The 17,848-nt window shown below is 59.8% G+C and carries 12 protein-coding genes; 4 read left to right on the top strand and 8 right to left on the bottom strand.

What is annotated here, in order from left to right:
• Window positions 1-6: 6 nt before the first annotated feature.
• Window positions 7-3,906, bottom strand: a complete 3,900-nt coding sequence (purL, locus tag ACI2KB_RS20580; RefSeq protein WP_404637352.1) for a phosphoribosylformylglycinamidine synthase — start codon at window positions 3,904-3,906, stop codon at window positions 7-9.
• A gap of 214 nt (window positions 3,907-4,120) precedes the next feature.
• On the opposite strand from purL, the gene mltF reads away from it, so the two are divergent.
• A complete protein-coding gene (gene mltF, locus ACI2KB_RS20575; RefSeq protein ID WP_404637350.1) occupies window positions 4,121-5,581 on the top strand; it encodes a membrane-bound lytic murein transglycosylase MltF in 1,461 nt (486 codons plus the stop codon).
• Between the two features lie 145 nt (window positions 5,582-5,726).
• Here mltF and tadA read toward each other — a convergent pair whose 3' ends face one another.
• The 6 genes from tadA to ACI2KB_RS20545 all read right to left on the bottom strand — a co-directional run bounded on the left by tadA (window position 5,727) and on the right by ACI2KB_RS20545 (window position 12,520).
• Window positions 5,727-6,209 carry a tRNA adenosine(34) deaminase TadA gene (gene tadA, locus ACI2KB_RS20570; protein ID WP_404637348.1) on the bottom strand — a complete coding sequence of 161 codons (483 nt, stop codon included), beginning with the start codon at window positions 6,207-6,209 and terminating at the stop codon, window positions 5,727-5,729.
• Complete coding sequence (locus tag ACI2KB_RS20565) at window positions 6,209-7,582, bottom strand: multicopper oxidase family protein (RefSeq protein ID WP_404637346.1); 1,374 nt, start codon at window positions 7,580-7,582, stop codon at window positions 6,209-6,211. Before ACI2KB_RS20565 ends, tadA begins: the two co-directional genes overlap by 1 nt.
• Window positions 7,583-7,841: 259 nt before the next feature.
• Entirely contained in the window at window positions 7,842-9,419 is a 1,578-nt protein-coding gene (gene guaA / locus ACI2KB_RS20560) for a glutamine-hydrolyzing GMP synthase (RefSeq protein WP_404637344.1), read from the bottom strand.
• 100 nt (window positions 9,420-9,519) lie between these two features.
• Window positions 9,520-10,989 (bottom strand): IMP dehydrogenase, encoded by a 1,470-nt coding sequence (gene guaB / locus ACI2KB_RS20555; protein WP_404637342.1) that lies wholly within the window; start codon window positions 10,987-10,989, stop codon window positions 9,520-9,522.
• A gap of 125 nt (window positions 10,990-11,114) precedes the next feature.
• Window positions 11,115-11,663 carry a sugar ABC transporter ATPase gene (locus tag ACI2KB_RS20550; RefSeq protein WP_404637340.1) on the bottom strand — a complete coding sequence of 183 codons (549 nt, stop codon included), beginning with the start codon at window positions 11,661-11,663 and terminating at the stop codon, window positions 11,115-11,117.
• Window positions 11,664-11,734: 71 nt separating this feature from the next.
• On the bottom strand, window positions 11,735-12,520 hold the full coding sequence (locus ACI2KB_RS20545; protein ID WP_404637338.1) for a sulfite exporter TauE/SafE family protein: 786 nt from the start codon (window positions 12,518-12,520) through the stop codon (window positions 11,735-11,737).
• Between the two features lie 352 nt (window positions 12,521-12,872).
• On the opposite strand from ACI2KB_RS20545, the gene xseA reads away from it, so the two are divergent.
• The 3 genes from xseA (at window position 12,873) to leuA (ending at window position 17,130) form a co-directional block, all read left to right on the top strand.
• Complete coding sequence (gene xseA, locus ACI2KB_RS20540) at window positions 12,873-14,252, top strand: exodeoxyribonuclease VII large subunit (protein WP_404637336.1); 1,380 nt, start codon at window positions 12,873-12,875, stop codon at window positions 14,250-14,252.
• Window positions 14,253-14,255: 3 nt separating this feature from the next.
• Entirely contained in the window at window positions 14,256-15,098 is an 843-nt protein-coding gene (locus ACI2KB_RS20535; RefSeq protein ID WP_404637334.1) for a peptidoglycan DD-metalloendopeptidase family protein, read from the top strand.
• 349 nt (window positions 15,099-15,447) lie between these two features.
• Window positions 15,448-17,130 carry a 2-isopropylmalate synthase gene (leuA, locus tag ACI2KB_RS20530; RefSeq protein ID WP_404637332.1) on the top strand — a complete coding sequence of 561 codons (1,683 nt, stop codon included), beginning with the start codon at window positions 15,448-15,450 and terminating at the stop codon, window positions 17,128-17,130.
• A gap of 219 nt (window positions 17,131-17,349) precedes the next feature.
• On the opposite strand, the gene ACI2KB_RS20525 is transcribed toward leuA, so the two are convergent.
• Window positions 17,350-17,739, bottom strand: coding sequence for a hypothetical protein (locus ACI2KB_RS20525; protein ID WP_404637330.1), 390 nt, complete (start codon window positions 17,737-17,739; stop codon window positions 17,350-17,352).
• Between the last annotated feature and the right edge of the window lie 109 nt (window positions 17,740-17,848).

Below are 17,848 nucleotides of genomic sequence, written 5' to 3'. Positions count from 1 at the left end.
CGCGTATCAGTTCACCCAGACGCGCGCGTTTCTGAACATACGCATCCACGCGCCGTCTTCGTTCCACTCATCCGGACGCCACGAGTTGTTCACGGCACGGAACACACGCTCAGGGTGCGGCATCATGATGGTGACGCGACCGTCGCGAGTGGTCAGGCCGGTGATACCGCGCGGCGAGCCGTTCGGGTTGGCCGGATAGGTTTCGGTAACCTTGCCGTGGTTGTCGACAAAACGCATGGCCACGGTGCCCGACACGTCGGTTTCCAGCAGCGCTTCTGGCGATTTGAATTCCGCATGGCCCTCGCCGTGGGCGATGGCGATCGGCATACGCGAACCGGCCATGCCTTGCAGGAAGATCGACGCCGACTTCTGGATTTCCACCATCGCCACACGCCCTTCGAACTGCTCCGAACGGTTGCGCACGAAGTGCGGCCAGAACTCACTGCCCGGAATCAATTCGCTGAGGTTCGACATCATCTGGCAACCGTTACACACGCCCAGGGCGAAGCTGTCGGTACGCTCGAAGAAGCCTTGGAACGCGTCACGTGCGCGAGCGTTGAACAGCGCGGACTTGGCCCAGCCTTCACCGGCACCCAGTACGTCGCCGTACGAGAAGCCACCGCATGCCACCAGACCTTTGAACGCGTTCAGGTCAACGCGGCCCGCCAGGATGTCGCTCATGTGCACATCAACCGAGGCGAAACCGGCGCGGTCGAACGCAGCAGCCATTTCCACTTGGCCGTTCACACCCTGCTCACGCAGGATCGCCACTTGTGGGCGCACACCTTTCTTGATGTAAGGCGCAGCGATGTTGTCGTTGACGTCATAGCCCAGCTTGACGTTCAGGCCCGGGTTGTCTTCTTCCAGCAGTGCGTCGAATTCCTGATCGGCGCAATCGGCGTTATCACGCAGACGCTGGATCTGGTAGCTGGTTTCCGCCCACTGGCGTTGCAGCAAACGACGGTCGCCCTTGAACAGTTCTTCGCCGTTCAGACTGATAGTGATTTCGCTGTTGTTGATTGGCTTGCCGATGACCGCCACGCAGTCTTCGCCCAGACCGGCTGCGCTGAACTGCGCGAGCACGACAGGGGTCGCGTCCTGACGCACCTGAATCACGGCACCCAGCTCTTCGTTGAACAGGATGGCAGCGGCTTTCTCAACCTTGCTGGTCAGGGTTTCCAGCTTCAGGTTCAGACCGCAGTGACCGGCGAAGGCCATTTCCAGCGCGGTGGTCATCAGACCGCCGTCGGAACGGTCGTGATAGGCCAGCAGATGGCCGTCGGCGTTCAGGCCCTGGATCACGGCGAAGAACGCTTTCAGGTCTTCGGCGTTGTCCACGTCCGGCGCAGCCTGGCCCAGCAGACCGTGGGTCTGCGCGAGAATCGACGCGCCCATGCGGTTCTTGCCACGGCCCAGGTCGATCAGGATCAGGTCCGTTTCGCCCTTGTCCATGCGCAGTTGCGGGGTCAGGGTCTTGCGCACGTCAGTCACCGGCGCAAAACCGGTGATGATCAGCGACAGCGGCGAGGTCACGGTTTTCTCGGTGCCTTCGTCGCTCCAGCGGGTTTTCATGGACATGGAGTCCTTGCCCACCGGAATGGTGATGCCCAACTCAGGGCACAGTTCCATACCCACAGCCTTGACGGTGTCGTACAGACGCGCGTCTTCGCCAGGGTGACCGGCAGCGGACATCCAGTTGGCCGACAATTTGATGTCGGAAATCTTCTCGATGCGCGACGCCGCGATGTTGGTGATGGTTTCACCAATCGCCATGCGCCCGGACGCCGGAGCATCCAGCAGCGCCAGTGGGGTACGCTCGCCCATCGCCATGGATTCGCCGGTGTACACGTCGAAGCTGGTGGCGGTTACGGCCACGTCCGCCACCGGCACCTGCCATGGACCGACCATCTGGTCGCGGTTGACCAGACCGGTAATGGTGCGGTCGCCGATCGTGATCAGGAAGCTCTTGCTGGCCACGGCGGGGTGACGCAATACGCGCTGAACGCTGTCTTCCAGATTCAGGGTATTCGGGTCGAAATCATCGCCCAGTTCAGCTTCGCGGGTGGCGCTGCGATGCATGCGTGGCGGCTTGCCCAGCAGCACTTCCAGCGGCATGTCCACCGGCGTGTTACTGAAGTGGCTGTCGGTCACGGTCAATTGCGGTTCTTCAGTGGCTTCACCGACAACGGCGAACGGGCAACGTTCGCGTTCGCAGATCGCCTGGAAACGCTCGAAATCGACGGCGCTGACGGCCAGCACGTAACGCTCCTGGGATTCGTTGCTCCAGATTTCGTGCGGCGCCATGCCCGGCTCGTCGTTCGGCACGTTGCGCAGTTCGAAGCGACCGCCACGGCCGCCATCGTTGACCAGTTCCGGGAAGGCGTTGGAGATACCACCAGCGCCGACGTCGTGGATGAACGCGATCGGGTTCTTGTCACCCAACTGCCAGCAACGGTCGATGACTTCCTGGCAACGACGCTCCATTTCCGGGTTTTCACGCTGGACCGAGGCGAAGTCCAAATCCGCCGAACTGGTGCCGGTGGCCATGGAAGACGCAGCGCCGCCGCCCAGCCCGATCAGCATCGCCGGGCCGCCGAGCACGATCAGCTTGGCGCCGACAGTGATTTCGCCCTTTTGCACGTGCTCTTCACGGATGTTGCCCATACCACCGGCCAGCATGATCGGCTTGTGGTAGCCACGGACTTCTTCGCCGCGCGGGGTCTTGATCGATTGCTCGAAGGTACGGAAATAGCCGGTCAGGGCTGGACGGCCGAATTCGTTGTTGAACGCAGCGCCGCCCAGCGGGCCTTCGATCATGATGTCCAGCGGCGTGACGATGCGCTCAGGCTTGCCGTACGGCTTTTCCCAAGGCTGCTCGAAACCCGGAATGTTCAGGTTGGAAACGGTGAAGCCGGTCAGACCCGCCTTCGGCTTGGCGCCACGACCGGTAGCACCTTCGTCGCGGATCTCGCCACCGGAACCGGTGGATGCGCCCGGGAACGGTGCAATGGCGGTCGGGTGGTTGTGGGTCTCGACCTTCATCAGGATGTGTACCGGCTCCTGCACCGCGCCGTACTGACGGGTTTCAGGGTTCGGGAAGAAACGACCGGCAACGCTACCCACGATGACCGAAGCGTTGTCTTTATAAGCCGACAACACGCCTTCGTTGTGCATCTGATAGGTGTTCTTGATCATGCCGAACAGGCTTTTTTCCTGGCTCTGGCCGTCGATGTCCCAACTGGCGTTGAAAATCTTGTGGCGGCAGTGCTCGGAGTTCGCCTGGGCGAACATCATCAGTTCGATGTCGTGCGGGTTGCGCTTGAGGCCAACGAAGGCGTTGACCAGATAATCGATTTCGTCTTCAGCCAGGGCCAGCCCCAGATCGACGTTGGCTTTTTCCAGTGCGGCGCGACCGCCACCCAACACGTCCACGGCGGTGAGTGGCTTGGGCTGCGCGTGGCTGAACAGGCCCGAGGCCTCTTCCAGCGCGGCGAGCACGACCTGAGTCATGCGGTCATGCAGCGCATCCGAGATGACTTGCGCGTCAGCGTCGCTGAACTGGCCTTCTACATAAAAGGCAATACCGCGCTCGATGCGCTGGATCTTGGTCAGGCTGCAGTTGCGCGCGATGTCCGTGGCCTTGCTCGACCATGGCGAGATGGTGCCGAAACGCGGCAACACCAGGAACAGACGACCGCGAGGCTCCTGAACCGGCACGCTCGGGCCGTATTTCAGCAGACGGGCAAGGACTTGTTGCTCCGTCTCGTCCAGAACGCCGGTTACTTCAGCGAAGTGAGCGAATTCAGCGTACAGGCCACTGACAGCCGGAACCTTGTCGGTCAGCTGCTCAAGTAATTTCTTGTGGCGGAAGGCGGAAAGGGCGGGAGCACCACGCAGGATCAACATCGTCGGGACAGCCTCGGGGAAGGGGGTGTGCTTTGAGGCCGTGCATTCTAGCCTAAACGCGACCTTTCGGCACCCGAAACGAAGGTCGCGCGACACCCGAATGTCGGTGCGAGACGGTTTGCCGGAAAAATCCATTAAAAAACTGTGTGCTCTATCAGACGCAACCTGCTCTGTCGAGATATGGCGCTCAACGCGCTTTGCGTATACTGCACCGATGTTTTCCCCATCGGATTTCCGCCCACGCTGTGCCAAGTGGCTCATCGCAACCGGAATCTTCCTGCTGCTCGGCGCCTGTGTTGAAAAACCCAACACACTGGAACGAGTCAAGGAGGATGGCGTGCTGCGCGTGGTCACCCGCAACAGCCCGGCTACCTACTTCCAGGATCGCAACGGTGAAACCGGTTTCGAGTACGAACTGGTGAAGCGTTTCGCCGACGATCTGGGCGTTGAACTGAAGATCGAAACCGCCGACAACCTCGACGACCTGTTCGACCAGATGAACAAACCCGGAGGGCCTGTGTTGGCGGCCGCCGGACTGGTCAGCACCGAGAACCGCGCCAAACAGGTGCGTTTCTCCCATTCGTATCTGGAAGTCACGCCCCAGGTCATTTACCGCAATGGCCAGTCCCGGCCCACCGACCCCGGCGATCTGGTGGGCAAGAAAATCCTCGTTCTCAAAGGCAGCAGCCACGCCGAACAACTGGCAGCGCTAAAGGTCAAGTACCCCGGCATCAATTACGAAGAGTCGGACCAGGTTGAAGTCGTTGACTTGTTGCGCATGGTGGATGAAGGCCAGATCGACCTGACACTGGTGGACTCCAACGAACTGGCGATGAACCAGGTGTATTTCCCTAACGTGCGCGTGGCGTTCGATCTGGGTGATGGCCGCGATCAACGTTGGGCCGTGGCACTGGGCGATGACAACAGCCTGCTGAACGAGATCAACGCCTTCCTCGACAAGATGCAGAAAAACGGCATGCTCCAGCGGCTCAAGGACCGCTACTACGGGCATGTGGACGTCCTTGGTTACGTCGGCGCCTACACCTTCGCTCAGCATTTGCAGGAACGTCTGCCCAAATATGAGAAGCACTTCCAGGCGGCGGCCAAGGAAGAACAGGTCGACTGGCGCCTTCTGGCTGCCATTGGTTACCAGGAATCGCTCTGGCAACCGGCTGTGACGTCCAAAACCGGCGTTCGTGGGCTGATGATGCTGACCCAAAGCACGGCGCAGGCCATGGGGGTTTCCAACCGGCTGGACGCCAAACAGAGCATTCAGGGCGGCGCCAAGTATTTTGCCTACGTGAAAGAACAACTCGACGATACGATTCAGGAACCGGATCGCACGTGGCTTGCGCTGGCGTCCTACAACATCGGCACCGGCCACCTCGATGACGCGCGTAAAATGGCCGAGAGCGAAGGGCTGAACCCGAACAAGTGGCTGGACGTGAAGAAAATGCTGCCACGTCTGTCACAGAAGAAGTGGTACAGCAAAACCCGTTATGGCTATGCGCGCGGCGGCGAGCCCGTCAGCTTCGTGGCCAACATCCGTCGCTATTACGACATTCTGACGTGGGTCACACAACCGCAGCTGGAAGGCAGCCAGATCGCCGAAGGTAATCTACATGTGCCGGGTGTGGACAAGACCAAACCGCCGGAAGACAAGGCGCCGCTTTAGTGTTTCCAGTCTGAATCGAACGCCGAGCCTTTGTGGGGCCGAATTCATTCGCGAGAGGCCGGTGCAAACGACGTATACCTATCGCCTGATACATCTATCGCGAATGAATTCGCTCCCACAGGGAAAGCGGTGACTTGATACACGCCTACCCCTTCGCCCTTCTCATCTTGAAAAACTCACTCAAAATCGTCCCGCACTCCTCCGCCAGCACGCCGCCCTCGAACAGCACGCGATGATTAAGGAACGGCTGGCTGAAGAACTGCCCCTGACTCTGCACCACCCCTGCCTTCGGCTCCGCTGCCCCATAAACCACTCGACCGATGCGCGAATGCACAATCAGCCCCGCACACATGCTGCACGGCTCCAGTGTGACGTACAGCGTGCTACCCGGCAGGCGATAATTGCTCACCGCCTGCGCCGCCGCTCGAATGGCGACCATCTCGGCGTGGGCGCTGGGGTCGCTGCCGCTGATCGGGCAGTTATAACCGCGGCCAATAATCACGCCGTCGTGAACCACTACAGCGCCCACCGGCACCTCGCCCAGCATCGCCCCTTCGGCGGCGAGCGCCAGGGCCTCACGCATGAAATGCTGATCGCGGCTGCGATCAATGATTTGCGGCTGCCGCATTAAGAAACCTCGATAGCTGCCATAAGACCGGTTTCCATGTGATCGATCACATGGCAGTGGAACATCCACACACCGGGATTATCCGCTACCAGCGCGACCCGTGCGCGCTCGTTTCGCCCTAAGAGGTAGGTGTCGGTGAAATACGGAATGACTTCTTTGCGATTCGACGCAATCACCTTGAAGCTCATGCCATGCAAATGAATCGGGTGCTGATACTGGGTCATATTCTTCAGTTCGAAGATGTAGCTCTTGCCCCTCTCCAGTTTGGCGATGGGTCTGTCGGCGCAGGTCTTGTCGGTGATGTCCCACGCCTGGCCGTTGATCTGCCAGAGGCTCGGCGGCTTGCCATTGTCGACGTTGACGGACACCGCGCCTGCCCACTCGAAATTGAAGTTGAGCTTCTCGGCGTTGGCCAGATCCGGTTCGGCCACCGGGTTGGCAGGCAGCTCGGGCGGCCAGTCACCCGGCGCGTCATTGCTGGCAACGGAGCGAAACGTGCCCAAACGGACGGGGCCGTTACGCAGGGACAACTCTTCGCCCACTGCCGGGGCCTTGATCGCCAGACAGATTCGCATCCCCGGCCCGAGCCAGTAATCCTTGCCCAGTGGGCGGGGCTTGACCGGGTTGCCGTCCAGCGCATAAATCATCGCGTTGGCATCCGGCAGGTTCAGCCGATAGGTGACGGTGTTATCGAGGTTGAGAATGCGCACGCGGGTGATCTGCCCCGCAGGCAACTCCACCACACCTTGAGGCACCCCGTTGATGGTCGAAAGCCGCCCGGCCGTGCCTTCGCGAGCGGCCTCGCGGGTGACGCTGAATTCTGTAAACGCGCCCTGCTCATCCACATGCCAGCTTTTCAGGCTGACGGTACGCTCATGGGCAAATCCGGTGGGCTCGCGCTCTTCGACAATCAGTGGCCCAACCAACCCGCGTCCCAGCTCTTCGCTGCTGCTGACGTGGGGGTGATACCAATAACTACCTGCGTCCGGTACGCGGAACTTGTAATCGAAGTATTCACCCGGCTTGACCGGCAGTTGGGACACATAAGGCACGCCGTCCATTTCCAGTGGCAGACGAATGCCGTGCCAGTGGATGGTGGTCTCGACCGGCAAACGGTTGATGAACCGCACCCGCAACCACTCTCCCTGACGCACTCGCAACTCGGTTCCCGGCGCTGTTGCGCCGAAGGCCCATGCAGGGGTGTTGAAACCGGGCACCAGCTCGACGTCCAGCGGCGCGGCGATCAGTTCGTAATCGTGGCCTTCTCCCGGCCCACGCTGGCCGAGCCAGTAGCGCGAAACACCGCCCGCACCTAAGCCGACGACGGCAAGACCGGCCAGCCCTCCGAGAATTTGTCGACGGGTAAAGGACATCCGATCGCGCACCTTCATGAAATCAAGTGAGGATAAAACGCTTGGCGAGAGGCCTTACGAGGGGTAAACACGATACACCTGCACTTGAGGAAAAATAAGCGAACTCTGGGCGCAGTACATATTTCGTAGCAATCGAACACACGAGCGGCAGGCAGCGCCCCACCGCATCTGGCGCCACCGTGCAGAAATGAAAAAGCCGGATGAAACCTGTAAGAGGCTGCATCCGGCTTTACTACTGCGCGAGGTTAGGCGCTCAGTATCATTCCCACTCGATCGTCGCTGGCGGCTTGCTCGACACGTCATACGTGACACGGGAGATGCCATCGATCTCGTTGATGATCCGGCCGCTGACGGTCTCCAGCAGTTCGTACGGCAGGTGTGCCCAGCGCGCGGTCATGAAGTCGATGGTTTCCACAGCACGCAGAGCCACAACCCAGGCGTAACGACGGCCGTCACCGACCACGCCAACCGATTTCACCGGCTGGAAAACGACGAAGGCCTGGCTGACTTTGTGATACCAGTCGGCTTTACGAAGTTCTTCGATGAAGATGTGGTCCGCACGGCGCAGCAGGTCGGCATATTCCTTCTTCACTTCACCCAGGATACGCACGCCCAGGCCCGGCCCCGGGAACGGGTGGCGATAGACCATGTCGTACGGCAGGCCCAACTCCAGACCCAGACGGCGGACTTCATCCTTGAACAGTTCGCGCAGTGGCTCGACCAGTTTCAGGTTCATTTCTTCCGGCAGGCCGCCCACGTTGTGGTGCGACTTGATGACGTGAGCCTTGCCGCTCTTGGCGCCAGCGGACTCGATCACGTCAGGATAAATGGTGCCCTGAGCCAGGAATTTGATGTTGTGCAGTTTCGCCGACTCGGCATCGAATACGTCGATGAACGTGCGGCCAATGATCTTGCGCTTCTTCTCTGGGTCGGCTTCACCGGCCAGATTGTTGAGGAACTGATCTTCGGCGTTGGCGCGAATCACTTTGACGCCCATGTTCTCGGCGAACATAGCCATCACTTGCTCGCCTTCGTGCAGGCGCAGCAGGCCGTTGTCGACGAACACGCAGGTCAGTTGATCGCCGATCGCTTTGTGCAGCAGCGCCGCAACCACCGAGGAGTCAACACCACCCGACAGGCCCAGCAGCACGTTGTCAGTACCCACTTGAGCGCGGACCTGAGCGATGGCGTCTTCAGCGATCTTCGACGGCGTCCACAGGGCTTCGCAACCGCAGATGTCGAGGATGAAACGCGACAGGATGCGACCGCCTTGCTTGGTGTGGGTCACTTCCGGGTGAAACTGCACGCCGTAGTAACCGCGAGCGTCGTCAGCCATGCCCGCGATCGGGCAGCTTGGGGTGCTGGCCAAAATGTGGAATTCGGAAGGCAGCTTGGTGACTTTGTCACCGTGGCTCATCCAGACGTCAAGGCCCAGCAGGCCGTCAGCATCGACATGGTCTTCGATACCGTCGAGCAGACGGCTCTTGCCGACGACGTCAACACGGGCATAGCCAAACTCACGCAGATCGGAGCCTTCAACCTTACCGCCCAGTTGCTCAGCCATGGTCTGCATGCCGTAGCAGATGCCGAAAACCGGCACGCCCAGGTCAAATACCGCTTGCGGGCAACGCGGGCTGTCGGCTTCGTGCACGGACTCGGGACCACCGGCGAGGATGACGCCTTTGGGAGCGAATTCGCGAATCGCTTCGTCGTCCATGTCGAACGGGTGCAGTTCGCAGTACACGCCGATTTCACGTACGCGACGGGCGATCAGTTGGGTGTATTGAGAACCGAAGTCCAGGATGAGGATACGGTGGGCGTGAATGTCGAGGGCCATGAGTCATTCTCGTCGAAAATCAGAAACAAGACGGGGCTGTAATGAACAGCCCCGCTACAGAATTCTTGAAACGCGCCCGAATCACCGGGCGCATTTCCAATCACCCTACGCGATAGTTCGGCGCTTCTTTGGTGATCTGCACGTCGTGAACGTGGGATTCGGCCATGCCTGCACCGGTGATGCGAACGAATTCAGGCTTGGTGCGCATTTCCTGAATGTTGGCGCTACCGGTGTAGCCCATGGAGGAACGCAGGCCGCCCATCAGTTGATGGATGATGGCAGACAGCGAGCCCTTGTAGGCAACGCGACCTTCGATACCTTCCGGTACCAGTTTCTCGGCACCTGCGGACGAATCCTGGAAATAGCGGTCGGAAGAGCCTTGCGCCTGGGACATCGCGCCCAGCGAACCCATGCCGCGGTAAGCCTTGTAGGAGCGACCCTGGAACAGTTCGATTTCGCCCGGCGCTTCTTCGGTACCGGCGAACATCGACCCCATCATCACGCTATAGGCGCCTGCAACGATGGCTTTGGACAAGTCACCGGAGAAACGGATGCCGCCATCGGCGATCAGAGGAACATCAGTGCCTTCCAGCGCAGCGGCGACGTTGGCAACGGCGCTGATTTGCGGCACGCCGACACCGGCAACGATACGGGTGGTGCAGATCGAACCTGGGCCGATACCGACTTTCACGCCGTCAGCGCCTGCTTCAACCAGTGCGCGAGCCGCTTCGCCGGTGGCGATGTTGCCGCCGATGACCTGAACCTCAGGGAAGTTCTGTTTGACCCAGCGAACGCGGTCGATCACGCCCTTGGAATGACCGTGAGCGGTGTCGACGACGATGACGTCAACGCCTGCTGCAACCAGCGCGGTGACGCGCTCGCCCGTGTCTTTGCCGGTGCCGACCGCAGCACCAACGCGCAGACGACCTTGATCATCCTTGCTGGCCAGCGGGTAGGCTTTGGCTTTCTCGATGTCCTTGACGGTCATCATGCCTTTGAGTGCGAACTTGCCGTCAACGATCAGCACTTTTTCCAGACGGTGCTTGTGCAGCAGCTCGCGGACTTCGTTCTTGTCAGCGCCTTCGCGGACGGTGACCAGACGCTCTTTGGGCGTCATCACTTCGCGGACAGGGACATCAAGACGATTTTCAAAACGCACATCACGGGAGGTCACGATGCCGACGAGCTCGCCGTCGTGCAGAACCGGAACGCCGGAAATGTTGTGTTGACGGGTCAGTTCGAACAGATCGCGAACAGTGGCGTCAGCCTCGATGGTGATCGGATCCTTGACCACACCCGCTTCGAACTTCTTGACCTTGCGTACTTCAGCGGCTTGCTGGTCGATGGTCATGTTCTTGTGGATGATGCCGATGCCGCCTTCCTGAGCCATGGCGATGGCCAGACGGGCTTCAGTGACGGTGTCCATAGCGGCAGAAACGAGGGGGATGTTCAGTTCGATGCCACGGGTCAATCGGGTTTTCAGACTGACTTCGTTGGGAAGCACCTCGGAATAACCGGGCACAAGGAGAATATCGTCGAATGTAAGGGCTTCTTGGCTGATACGCAGCATCGCTGGGCTCCCGAGCGGGAAAATGGAAGCGCGCCATTATACCCAGACACCTACCCTTGCTCAACGTAAAGATCAGGCTATTTCATAATCAATACGATGGAACGGCTCTATCGCACGTCCCTTCTTTATAAGCGCACTTTGACGAACGACACAGGACGATCAAGTCGCTCGGCAAATTCTTCGAGAAAGCTGGCTTTGAAGCCCGCATCCAGCCAGTCGTTGAAGATGAATCCCAGGTTGGAAAACCCACACGGGTCAAGAAACAGAAAGCCGTTGATGTCGTCTTCGAAGCGGCATTCGGGACAGATGAAGTTGTCGGTGTGCCCCGGCATCCATTCTTCCAGGCTGTCGAACAGCGCCTCGCCAATCTCGCGGCGGCACTCCGGGCACCCGGCCTCCTCCTTGAAACCCTGCTGGGGCGTGTAGATGCAACGCTTGAGCACGATTTCCAGACCATTGACCGGCTTGCCGTAGGGCAGCGCATCCGGGTGTTCGACGAAGCGCCGCGCACCGGGACCAATGGCGTAGGCCATGCGGTTGAAACTGCGCCCGCAGGTGCTCAGCGACTCTTCCACCACTTCCAGCTTCACCAGCCAACGCAAAATCGCTCGCGCCTTCACCTCATGGGCAGGAAAGCTGGAGATTTGCGGCACGATGATGCTTTGGGTGTTCATGACAAGGCCTGGCGGACACGGGATCGGGGGCGGCAGCTTAATGCCAACGCCGAGATCGTCAAGTATGGCGCTTAACCTGCCAGGTAGCGACCGATCAACGTGATGCCACTGATCAGCACCATCCAGGTCACCAGACGCACGAACATCTCTCGCGAGAGGCGCATCACCAAATGACGCCCGATCCACGACCCCACCAGCATCGCGGGCAACAGGCAGACCGCCATGACCAGCAGCGACAGTTGCGCGTAAACGCCCGTGATCACGAACAGGCTCAGCCGCACAATGGTGCTGCAACTGATGAGCGCATTCTGCGTGGCGCGGGCCTGTGCCTTATCAGTCAGACGACCATTGAGGTAGATCGCGTAGAGAAATCCGCCGCTGCCGAATAGGGCGCCAAACAAGCCACCTGTAGTGCCCATCGGAATCGACCAGGCGGCGGACAATTGCGTCGGGCGCACTTTCACCGCGAGGCTGTAGATCGAGTAGCCGACCAGAAACAGCCCCATTAAAAGCAGCAGCACGTCAGATTTTAGGTTGAGCAGGAATGACACACCCAAGGTACAACCGACCGCCATGCACGGCACCATGCGCATCAACTCGGCCCGCACGACGGATTGCCGCGACGGCAGCAGATGGCTGAAGGCGGCGAGAAAATCCAGCATCACCAGCAAGGGGATAATCCGCGACAGCGGCATGAAGTGGATGAGAACAGGACCTGCCACCAATGCAGTGCCGAATCCGGCGATGGCGAAGACCAGATAAGCAGCGATCACGCCGCCTTCGATGAGCAGCCAGTCCAGCGGGGTCAGCCCCAGTTGATCGAACGCAGTGGAAACATCGGCAAGAATCGCGAGCATTGTGTCCTCCATGGATGAGCGGCGGCGCCAAGCATACTCGAAATGCAAATGAACACCGCTGCAGTTGAGATCAGACGCCGCGCTTGGGGGAGATTCTATGTTGACGGGTCAACCGCATTCGCCACCAAGGCGGCTCCCACATTGACCGCGCCAGACCCAAGCCTTTTATTCGACGCCATACCTGTGGGAGCCGGCTTGCTGGCGAATGCGTTGTGTCAGCTACAAATGTGTTGGCTGACCCAGTGCTTTCGCCAGCAAGCCGGCTCCCACAGGTATATGTGTATCTCCAAAGAACGCACTGCCCTGCATCAACGGTGGTGACCCACGCCCCAATCCCTTTATCATGCCCGGCATGATCAAAGACCCCTTCGCAAGACTCGGCCTTGACCGGGAAGTCCTCACTGTCAGCCAGCTCAACGGCCGCGCGCGCGTGCTGCTGGAAGATGTGTTCTCCAGCATCTGGGTGGAGGGCGAAATTTCCAACCTGTCGCGCCCGGCCTCAGGCCACGTCTATTTCACCCTGAAAGACAGCGGTGCGCAGGTCCGTTGCGCGCTGTTCCGCAGTAACGCCGCACGCGTGCGTCAGGCACTGAAAGACGGCCTGGCGGTGAAAGTCCGGGGCAAGGTCTCATTGTTCGAAGGCCGTGGCGACTATCAGTTGATTCTCGACACGGTCGAGCCCGCGGGTGATGGCGCACTGCGCCTGGCCTTCGACGCGCTCAAGGACAAGCTCAACGCCGAAGGCCTGTTCAGCGCCGAACGCAAAGTCGCCCTGCCCTTGCATCCACAGCGTATCGGCATTGTCAGCTCGCCCACGGGCGCGGTGATTCGCGACATCATCAGCGTCTTCCAGCGCCGTGCCCCGCAGGTCGAACTGACACTGATCCCGACGGCTGTGCAGGGCCGCGAAGCGATCAACCAAATCGTGCGTGCGTTGAAGCTGGCCGATTCGCGAGGCTTCGACGCGCTGATCCTGGCCCGAGGCGGCGGTTCGCTCGAAGACCTCTGGTGCTTCAACGAAGAAGCCGTCGCGCGCGCCATCGATGCGTGTGTGACACCGATTGTCAGCGCCGTGGGCCACGAAACCGACGTTTCGATCAGTGACTTCGTGGCCGACGTACGTGCGCCCACGCCGTCCGCTGCCGCAGAGTTACTGGCACCCGATTCCAGCGACCTTCATCGTCGCGTGGAAAACCTGCAACGGCGACTGATCACGCGCATGCGCGACCGCCTGATGCGCGATCGGTTGCGTCTGGACGGCATATCCCGTCGCTTGCGTCATCCGGGCGAACGACTGCGTCAACGCGCGCAGCATCTGGATGATCTGGACATGCGTCTGCGTCGCGCCTTTGAGCTGCTGATGCACAAACGCGCTACACGCATGGCTCATCTGGAAAGCCGACTGGCCGCGCAGCATCCCGGCCGTACCCTCGCCTTTCTGCGTCAGCGGCTGGACGTGCTGGCCGAGCGCTTGCCCCGCGCGATCAAGGAAAACCTCAAGACCCGCCGCCTGCAACTGCAGAGTCAGGTGCAGACGCTGAATGTGGTCAGCCCGCTCGCCACCCTCGGTCGCGGCTACAGTATTTTGCTGGACGAACGCGGCAAGGCGGTTCGCAGCGCCGAGCAAACCCGCACCGGCCAGCGCCTCACGGCAAAACTCGCCGAGGGCGAATTGCAGGTGCGAGTGGAAGACAATCACCTGACGCCTGTCACCCTTTCCCTTCTGGACTGATCGATGCTGCCTTTTATCTCCCGTTCTCTGGCCGGTGCAGCGCTCGCTCTGTGCCTGGCCCTCCCCGCCCACGCTGACAGCTACCTCTCGCGTCTACTGAACAAGCCCGTGCCAGGCGGTGTAGCGGTGGTCGATCTGGGCCCCTCAGCGCAAGCGCCGAAAGCCACGTTTCAGGGCAAACCTGTATTGGTGGTGAAAGATCAGGATGCGCGCTGGCTGGCCATCGTCGGGATTCCTCTGACCATCAAACCGGGTACCTCACAACAGGTGACCAGCGGCGGTCGTACGCTGTCGTTCGCGGTGGGCAGCAAGAAATACCCCGAGCAGCACATCACCTTGAAGAACCAGCGCCAGGTCAACCCGAACCCGGACGACCTGAAACGCATCGAACAGGAACTGGACGTACAGGTCCGCGCCTACCGCACGTTCAGCCCGGTCACGCCGAGCAACCTGCTGCTGGACAAGCCTGTGGATGGCCCGCTGTCGTGCAAATTCGGCGTGCGTCGTTTTTTCAACGGTGAGGAGCGCAATCCCCACGCAGGTCTGGATTTCGCGGTTCCCGCTGGGACACCGATCAAATCTCCGGCAGCAGGCAGGGTGATTCTGATCGGCAACTATTTCTTCAACGGCAATACCGTGTTCGTGGATCACGGACAGGGCTTCATCAGCATGTTCTGCCATATGTCGAAGATCGATGTGAAAGTGGGCGACGCCGTGCCCCGAGGTGGCGTGGTGGGTCGTGTGGGTTCGACTGGCCGCGCGACAGGGCCGCACATGCACTGGAACGTGAGCTTGAATGATGCGCGCGTGGATCCGGCGATTTTCATCAATGCGTTTCAGCCCTGACGACGCATTCACTCCTAACAGGGATCGGGTTGCGCAGACCAAAAGTGTTGAGCAATAAAATCGCTTAAAGAGCGGACAAATCGCTACAAAATCTTTCAAACACAGCTCTACCGAGTTCCGCTACCAATTTTTCCCAACTGCTTGCCACCTTTCACCCCATTGGTTACGGTTGGACACATGAAAACGTCCCAAACCCTCATCCTGCTGCGTCAACATCGCTGCCTCAGTCTCGTCAGTGCACGACTGCCAGGCTGAATTGCGGTGCCTCGACGCTACACCTTCGCTGCATTCTCGTGACAAACCGGCCGGCCGCCTTCTTTCGGCCCTGCGTACAAAAAGGATTATTCAAATGACCATGCTCAAAGATCCCTCGAAGAAGTACCGCGCGTTTCCAACCATCGATCTGCCTGACCGTACCTGGCCTTCCAAGACCATTACCGAAGTGCCGATCTGGTGCAGTTCCGACCTGCGCGACGGTAACCAATCGCTGATCGAGCCAATGGATTCGGTCAAGAAACTGCGTTTCTGGAAAACCCTCGTTCAAGTGGGCGTGAAAGAAATCGAAGCCTCGTTCCCGGCGGCGTCGCAAACCGACTTCGACTTCGTGCGCACCCTGATCGAAGATGGCCACATCCCGGACGACACCACCATTCAGGTGCTGACCCAAGGCCGTGAAGACCTGATCGCCCGCACCTTCGAATCCCTGCGTGGCGCCAAAAAGGCCATCGTTCACCTGTACAACGCCACCTCGCCGTCTTTCCGTCGCATCGTCTTCAACCAGGACAAGGACGGCATCAAGGCTATCGCGGTCAACGCGGCCAAGCTGTTCGTCAAATACGCCGCACAACAGCCGGAAACCCAGTGGCAGTTCGAGTACTCGCCTGAAACGTTCAGTGCCACCGAACTGGACTTCGCCAAAGAAGTCTGTGACGCCGTGGTCGAAGTCTGGAACGCGACGCCGCAGAACAAGGTGATCCTCAACCTGCCTGCCACCGTTGAAGTCGCCACCCCGAACATCTACGCCGACCAGATCGAGTGGTTCTGCCGCAACATCAACCGCCGTGACAGTGTGATCATCAGCCTGCACACCCACAACGACCGGGGCACCGGCGTTGCCGCCACTGAACTGGGCCTGATGGCCGGTGCCGACCGCGTCGAAGGCTGCCTGTTCGGCAACGGCGAGCGCACCGGTAACGTCGATCTGGTGACCGTTGCTTTGAACATGTACACCCAGGGTCTGAACCCGCAACTGGACTTCTCCGACATCGACGGCGTGCGCAAAGTCGTCGAAGAGTGCAACCAGATTCCGGTGCATCCACGTCATCCGTATGTCGGCGATCTGGTTCACACTGCGTTCTCCGGCTCGCACCAGGACGCTATTCGCAAAGGCTTCGCCCAGCAGAAAGAAGACGCGCTGTGGGAAGTGCCTTACCTGCCAATCGACCCGGCCGACATCGGTCGCAGCTACGAGGCGGTGATTCGCGTCAACAGCCAATCGGGCAAAGGCGGCATCACCTATCTGCTGGAACAGGAGTACGGCATCTCCCTGCCGCGTCGCATGCAGATCGAGTTCAGTCAGGTGGTTCAGGGTGAAACCGACCGTCTGGGCCTGGAAATGACCGCTCAGCAGATCTACGCGCTGTTCAAGACCGAGTACCTGCAAGCCAACAAGCCGTATGCACTGGTCAGCCACCGTCTGCAGGAAGAAAACGGCCACAGCGCTGTAGAAGTCGAAGTCACCGGCAAGGGCGATGGCGAGAGCAACTTGCACTGGCGTGGCAAGGGCAACGGCGCATTGGAAGCGCTGGTGGCCGGCCTGCCGGTTCCCGTAGAAATCATGGATTACAACGAACACGCCATCGGCGCGGGCACCACGGCCAAGGCCGCTGCCTACATCGAACTGCGTGTGAATGGCGAGCGTGCAGTCCATGGCGTGGGCATCGACGAAAACATCACCACCGCCAGCTTCAAGGCCCTGTTCAGCGCGCTGAACCGTGGTCTGATTCAGGCCGAGATCGCTAAAGCCGCGTAACAGACTGCTTTGCCGGCACAGCACAACGCATGTGGGAGCCGGCTTGCTGGCGAATACGGTAGGCCTGCCAACGATGCGTTGACTGATCCACCCTATTCGCCAGCAAGCCGGCTCCCACAAGAATGTTTGACCGGCAATAGCGTATCGACAGGAATATGCGGAAGACAAAAAAGGCCCTGAAGTGAATGCTTCAGGGCCTTTTTCGTTGCAGCGCACTTATCAAGCCGTGGTGTTTACGGTGCCTTTCATCAACTCCAGCAGTGCCGCTTGCTGCGCTGCCAATCGCGCCGTAGTCCCGGCGATCTGCTGCTGAATGGCCATGACCTGCGTAGCCTTCTCTTCTTCCGAGACCTTGCTCGCCTGAGCTGCCGCCAGTTGCTGCTGTTGTTGCTCCAGCATCTTCTGGGTCTCTTTGATCTGCTCCTGCAACTGTTTGATCATCTGCTCGCGAGTCATACCGGAATCATCCGCCTTGGGCGGCTCGTACACGTTGCCCCGCAAATTCACGTTAACCGTGGTTGCCTCACTTTTCGTGGATTCGTCATTTCTGACAGCCGTCGTGAACGCAGTGGGATAAGGGCTCAACGAACTTGTATTGATGGTAGTCATAATGAACTCCTGTTCTGTGCGCTTTGTATCGGCCTGCTTACACAAAACTGAAGAACATTATGTCGCGCGCACGAAAACGCCCCACGGTGTGAACCATGGAGCGCTTTTG

The sequence above is a fragment of the Pseudomonas sp. NPDC088444 genome (genome assembly GCF_044900175.1).
In the GTDB taxonomy this organism is placed as follows: Bacteria; Pseudomonadota; Gammaproteobacteria; order Pseudomonadales; family Pseudomonadaceae; genus Aquipseudomonas.
The sequence above is the reverse complement of the archived record's forward strand: the minus strand, read 5'-3'. Positions and strand labels throughout refer to the sequence as shown.